We start from the raw sequence: 6,516 nt of genomic DNA, 5'->3' as shown, positions 1-6,516 counted from the left end.
CGTCTCTCAATGGCGACCAAACCGAAAGAGACGCATAAGAAACAATAAACCAGAGTGAACAAAACTCTATATCTACATTATAGCAGTTTTTGCTCTGGTATTCATCAGAGGTGACGAAATGAATAAAATTAATTTGGAATACGACACTCAAGTAAGTATGGTGTGGTATGACAGTTTAGACGCTGGTTCTTTTAAACAATTCTCACAACCTAAGTGGAGTGAGCTTATTAATAGATTAGCTATACCACAAATTAATAATAATAAATATAGTCATGGGGTTGCCGTTTATGGCGACCTTGCGGATAGTGATAAAGGTAAAAAATACCGTGCAGATAATAATGTGATCTATCGAGATGTATTGGTATTAGATTATGATGATATTTCTGATTTAAAGGCACTGAATGAAGCGTTTAAAGCACATTTAGGAGCATTTGCTTACTTTTGGCATACAAGTTATAACCACCACACAGAAGCCCCTAGATTACGCTTATTTATCCCTTTAAATAAACATATTAATGGCGAAAATTATCGTAAGTATACAAAGGTATTAGCTTCTAAAATTGGTCATAAAGTAGATGAAGGGTCGTATCAACCTAGCAGGGCAATGGCATTACCCGTTATAAAAGATAAAAACCGTGCGTTTGTATATAGATTCAATGACGCTCCAATATTGGATTGTCCTACTTTAGAAGGTTGGGCCAACGAGTTTAAACAAGAGGATAAGCCTATTACCGTTTCATACCATAAAAGACATAGTGCAGAACATTGGCAAAGTGTTTGCATGGGGGTAGGTGCTGGTGAACGAAACACAGTATTAACACAAATTATCGGATATTTATTGCGTAGATATGTAGATCCCAGCCTTGTATATGGTTTGGCTTATGGTTGGGCAAAGCAATGTACGCCGCCTATTGAAGATAAAGAAATCATCAAGACATTTAAAAGTATTTATTTAAGACACACACGAAAGGAGTGATTAAATGACCGAACTACCCACAGAAATTACAGAAATCGTCAATGATAGTAATGCTGCCGAGAGTATACCAACTAATTACCAAGTAGGTGATAATGGCTGGTTATATAAATTGGTGGAAAAAGGTAGAGGTAACGATAAGCAAGTTGTTCCAATTTTAATCACTTCAACACCGCCATTTATTACTAAAAAGTATAAAGATATTGAAACAAACGAGTTTACTTATGAAATGACCTTTAATAACGGTGGCAGAACTTACCAGTTTCCCGTGTTTGCTCGTGACTTAGCAGATGCTACACATTTAATCGGGCTAGCTAGCAGAGGTTTAGATGTAAACACTACAAATCGTACTGATCTCGTTAACTATATAAGCATGTATATGCGACTGAACCCGTTGCCTATAACAAATATAGTCACTCGATTAGGCCATGTAGGTAAATACTTTGTACATCCTTTGGATAGCGAAATTGAGTTGACGATTCATGAACATGGATATAAAAACATTGCGAACCAATTCAAGACTAAAGGTACATTACAAGGATACGCTGATGATGTCTTTAATCTTATATCCAATTCATACCCTGCCATGATGTTGTTATATGCGTCTTGTGGGTCGATATTGCTTCATGATTTCGATGTAGAACCTTTTATCGTCGATTTAAGCGGTGCTAGTTCACGAGGTAAAACAACAGCTTTAAAGGTAGCTAGCAGTGTGTGGGGAACTACAAAACTTATCAGTGAATGGAATACAACTAGAGTCAATATTGAACGCAAATCAGCATTCTTGAACAGCTATCCACTTCTTTTAGATGACTCAAGAAAAGCGAACCCTTATATGATACCAGATGTTATATATCAATTCAGCGGTGGTCGTGAAAAAGGTCGTGGGAACAAGTCGAGTATTGAAGTAGAGAGAACATGGCAAAACATTATGCTTTCAACAGGTGAAACCTCTTTAGCAGACAACGGCAATGAAAAAGCTGGTATCGGTGCTAGGGTTATTACATTGCAAGATGACCCATTTAATAGTGATGTTTCTTTTATTGACTTGTACGAAGGCATTAACAAGCAATACGGGACGTTAGGCATGGCTTTCATAGAACAATATCGCAAAAATAAAGAAGGCTACTATAACTCGTTTAAAAGCCATGAGAAACGACTTATTGAAAAAGCTGGAACAAATGAGATTGTCGCAAGAATAGGAAGGGCTTTCGCATTATTACAGGTAGCTGGTGAAATCATCAATGATATTGAAGGTTTTCAACATGATCCATACACCACGTTAGACCGAACTTATAATAAAATGCTTGAAACCAATAAGAACATTGATAAGCCTAAGCAGTTACTAGAAGGATTACTAGAAAAGTTGGATAGTGATAGAAACCATATCACTGGTGCAAATTATGGTGAAGTGTTAAACGGAACGGTCAAAGCAGTATTTAATAAAGATTACTTATGTGTACTTACAAATACTGTTAGAGAACATCTTGGGGATGAATTACATTCTATCACTAAGCAGTGGCAAGAAAGAGAATATCTTGTAACTGAAAATGAACGTACTGTAAAGCAAGTTAAATATAAAGGTATTAGATATAGAGGATATGCAATAAAAACAGAAGTAGTTGAGCGATTAGGTTTTGACTTTAGAAAGGAACGGTTGTAACAGTACCACAAGTACCACATCAGTACCACGTAAAAATAAAAAAGTGGTACTGGCTAAAGTCATATGTATCAAGGGTTTAACATAGATAGTACCACAAGTACCACGTTTTTTATTAATAGTATAAATAGTTTTTGTACACGTACATTTTTGTTTAAACATTATCAATATATAAATATATATACTTCAAAAAATGAGTGGTACTTGTGGTACTAATTCTTGAAAGCATTGGTACTAAAGGGTTTAAGCGATACCACAACAAATAAACTGCAGTGGTACTAGGTGGTACTGATGTGTGACCATGTTATTAAACAGAAATAATATTATAAGTTTAAAAATATTGTGGTGAAAAAAACCCACTAAAAACTAATGAATGGAGAAGTAAAACAATGAATATAGAAACTATAGATAATCAATTTGATACACGTGCAGGTACGTTATTAAGGTATTACACAGCATTATTAGAACGTAGTAGAAATAAACATTTTGCTTTCAAAATAAATGAAGATCCTTTTGATGTGGTCTATATCATGATGAAAGGCAGATTATACGGACACGTTTATATAAAAGACTGTAAGGTAAGACAATCATTTTTATTAGCGTCTCCAAAGCACATAGAGGGGCTTATTAGAAGCATACAAGGACATTATGCAGGCTATGAATTACATGACGGTCAAGTCGTTTCTATCAGCGATATGATGGCTGAATTCATGTTTGATAATGATTACTTTATATATGGGCTAGAGGCATTCGCAGAAAGTCATAATACAGACGTGTTCGAATATATGGAGAGAGACTTTAACATAGATGAACTCGAAGGTACTCAGTCCAGTAATGCTGATGTGGTAGGTAACTTAGAAATGTTATATCAGTTAGCTACAGGGATTAATGAACCATCACCCGAATTAGTAGAAGGCTTAAAGCTGGTGACTGAGTTCGTGCAAAATGAGAAGGCCACACAAGCTGATTACAAAACCTTAGAACAAAGGTTTAATGAACTCAAGGCTTCTTATTACGCAACAAACAGCTAATGCAGATATAGAGTTAAAATCTTTTTCTATGACCAAATGAAGTCAGCGCTGTCTCGTATTTCTCATCAATATAGGTCAATTAAGGGGGGTGATCGTTCTGAGAAAAATCATAGAAATAAGAAAGGAGTGATGAAATGGATAATGCGAAGAATAAGGTGCAAAAATTACCAGATGAACACCGCCAAGTCGTCAATGTGATAATTAATGCACCAAACAAACATATTACTAAAGAGAAGATTTTAAATCAATTAGACTATGATATCAATTCAACTAATGAGCGTTGGGTGCGTCGGATTATACGTGATTTATCAACAAATTACGGTTATCCAATCGGCTGCAGCTACTCACCTAAACAAAAAGGTTATTTCTTGATTACAACTCAAGAAGAAAAAGAACAAGCTATTAATAGTTTGAATAACTTGATAAGAGGAAGCGTACGCCGTCGTGATGTGATTAAAAGTATTAATATTAAAAATGAAAAAGAGGTAGTTAATTATGAGTAAAACAGTAAAAGAAAATTCAATCAGTATCTTTGATAAACAAATTTATAGTAAAAGATTACGTGCTAAAGAAGTTCAACAACAATATAATCAGCTGGTAGACCGTATTAAAAGAATCAGTGCTAAAATTACGCACTGCCAAAAACAAGATGAATACGCTGAAGCAACAAAATTAAAGCGTCACCAAGCGAATCTGGAACAAGAGTTATTGGAAGTAGATGAACAACTTAAAACATCGGAGTACAGTATTGCAGATGATGAGTTTACAGCCTTCTATGACGCGTATGAAGATGAGATGACAGACATCAAGAAAGCGCATGAACAGTATCGCAAAGAGATGAAAGTCAAACTCCAAGAAGTAGCTTCTACTTACCGTAAAATGATTGAGAATAAAAATGAAGGCGGCAGACGTATTTCACGCTTACGCTATGTTAAACAAGAGCAGCAGCACCCTAGTAATATTCATAATCAATACAAAGGGCAAATGCTAGCTGATGAAGTAGAAATCGGGGGTAATACAACGCCTAGAGATTATGCATGGCTGCTTGAAGATATGTTGAAAGAGGAGTCATTAGAGGACTTCCAGAAATATCACTTCGGCAAAGAGAAATGGTAAGGAGGTAATATAATGATTACAGCGATCAGATATAAAGGCGACAGGGCAAAGGTAACTGAAAACGGCGAGGATTTAATGATATTGACTAGCTCAAGTAATGTACCTGTAGAATTAGCTGATGTCGATAACAAACTTAATATAACAAGTGATTTTGAAGAAGGAGAAATCGAAACGCAAGCCGTTAAAAAGGTTAAGTTTAATAAAAACTGTTATGTGATGATGAATGGTGATTTGAACTTTATTTTCGCTTCAAGTCAGAGAGACAATAGAGAGTTTATAATCAAGGAGAACCATACACTCATTCATGCTTGGAAAAGCGGCTACACTGCTAAAGATAAAGCATTTGAACAAATTAAGAATAATAAAGTAGAAAGTGTTGACGTGTATGTGAAAAATGCAGAAGGTAAAGACAATAGAGTAAGTAACATGGGTAAAATTCTATTAGTTTCTATTAATTTGGATAGCGCTTGAAATAGCATGGTTGAGCGATTTATGATATAATAGAGATATTAAAGGTAATGAATATCTTTAATAATGAGCGCTCTTTGTTAAAGTCTAAATTAGTCATACATTCATTTTTCATTTGTGCATAAAAACTCTAATTCTTTAACTGGTTTCATTTCGATCAACTTGCGTTTAGTTTACGAGTTCTAAAAGGTCATCACTTTAATATATGTGGTGGCCTTTGTTTTATAAGTAATGGCATGTGTGAGTGATACAGTCATAACTCAGCAGAAGGCTAGACAAGACCGAGCTAGAGGTGTGGCAAAATATCGTGCAGCACAAGACAGCTGCCGCTATATATTAGTACCCTCACATTAGTTACAGGGCTATGATTGTATGACCGTATCAAAGTGTACGCTGCATATATAAAGGGCGTAGGTATCAACCCATAGCATAAAAGGGATAGCTTGATACTGTGAGTAGCCAAAGCACATAGAGCATACATTAAGATGAATGTGAGTAAGCAAATCTATATTGATAATATTAATTAGATTGAAGCAGATGAAACAATAATGTTTGTGAAGTTGTTTGTGTTAGAAGATGAAAGAGTTAAGAAGATAATTAGTGATTGAAAGAAATGAAATTGATGTTTGATTGAAGATAATTAGTGATTGAACAAAGTGAAGTTGATGTTTGTTTAAAGATAATAGAATGACAAAGAGAATGAAACTGTAAAAGTAAATGAGAAGTCAGAAAGTATTTTGCAATTCAGAAAGTGAAATAGAATTTTGAAATGAAAACTAAAATAATAATTTGAAATTGATTTGTGATTTCGATTTATATATTTGAATTCAAGATAAAGAAAAGTTATTTAGATCAAGAGAGAAGAAAATATAAATAAAAGAGAATGAAGAATGATTATATAAATGTTATGAGAACAAACGTAAATAGAACTATTTCAAATGCAGTTTAACGCTCGTTGTAAGGACGATATAAGTAAATAGGATAAAAGTATAGTGATTTCTTTGTAAGCTAGTGACAGGCTTGTGTGGAGCGAATAGAGAACCTGATTATTAAGAACGTATGAATGTTTTATGGATAGAGATATGTAATCGCATAGGACATCATAAAATGTGCAGAACTATTTAATTGAACGGGAGCTGTTCATGAAATGGTGATGAAATATTTTAAATTTTTAAAATTAAGGGGGGGCAAGAAATACCGCCTACATTCTTGAGAGCGAACGATAACGAGCCGCCCTTTTTTGCGACCAAATTCCCAAAATGGAATAT

General features: G+C 34.6%; 6 protein-coding genes. All 6 read left to right on the top strand.

What is annotated here, in order from left to right; genetic code table 11:
• The first annotated feature begins 118 nt into the window (after positions 1-118).
• Positions 119-976 (top strand): primase alpha helix C-terminal domain-containing protein, encoded by an 858-nt coding sequence (locus HMPREF2846_RS10225; protein ID WP_070626584.1) that lies wholly within the window; start codon positions 119-121, stop codon positions 974-976.
• Between the two features lie 4 nt (positions 977-980).
• On the top strand, positions 981-2,636 hold the full coding sequence (locus tag HMPREF2846_RS10220) for a DUF927 domain-containing protein (RefSeq protein WP_070626583.1): 1,656 nt from the start codon (positions 981-983) through the stop codon (positions 2,634-2,636).
• 386 nt (positions 2,637-3,022) lie between these two features.
• The gene (locus HMPREF2846_RS10215; RefSeq protein ID WP_070626582.1) at positions 3,023-3,664 is read left to right on the top strand and encodes a pathogenicity island protein; all 642 of its coding nucleotides are present in this window, start codon (positions 3,023-3,025) and stop codon (positions 3,662-3,664) included.
• 134 nt (positions 3,665-3,798) lie between these two features.
• A complete protein-coding gene (locus HMPREF2846_RS10210; protein ID WP_070626581.1) occupies positions 3,799-4,167 on the top strand; it encodes a pathogenicity island protein in 369 nt (122 codons plus the stop codon).
• Positions 4,160-4,780, top strand: a complete 621-nt coding sequence (locus HMPREF2846_RS10205; protein WP_070626580.1) for a hypothetical protein — start codon at positions 4,160-4,162, stop codon at positions 4,778-4,780. The genes HMPREF2846_RS10210 and HMPREF2846_RS10205 overlap by 8 nt, the downstream gene beginning before the upstream one ends.
• A 12-nt stretch (positions 4,781-4,792) precedes the next feature.
• Positions 4,793-5,251, top strand: coding sequence for a hypothetical protein (locus HMPREF2846_RS10200; protein ID WP_070626579.1), 459 nt, complete (start codon positions 4,793-4,795; stop codon positions 5,249-5,251).
• Positions 5,252-6,516 lie beyond the last annotated feature (1,265 nt).

It is taken from the genome of Staphylococcus sp. HMSC056G08 (genome assembly GCF_001812305.1).
GTDB classification, from domain to species: Bacteria; Bacillota; Bacilli; order Staphylococcales; family Staphylococcaceae; genus Staphylococcus; species Staphylococcus simulans.
The sequence above is the reverse complement of the archived record's forward strand: the minus strand, read 5'-3'. Positions and strand labels throughout refer to the sequence as shown.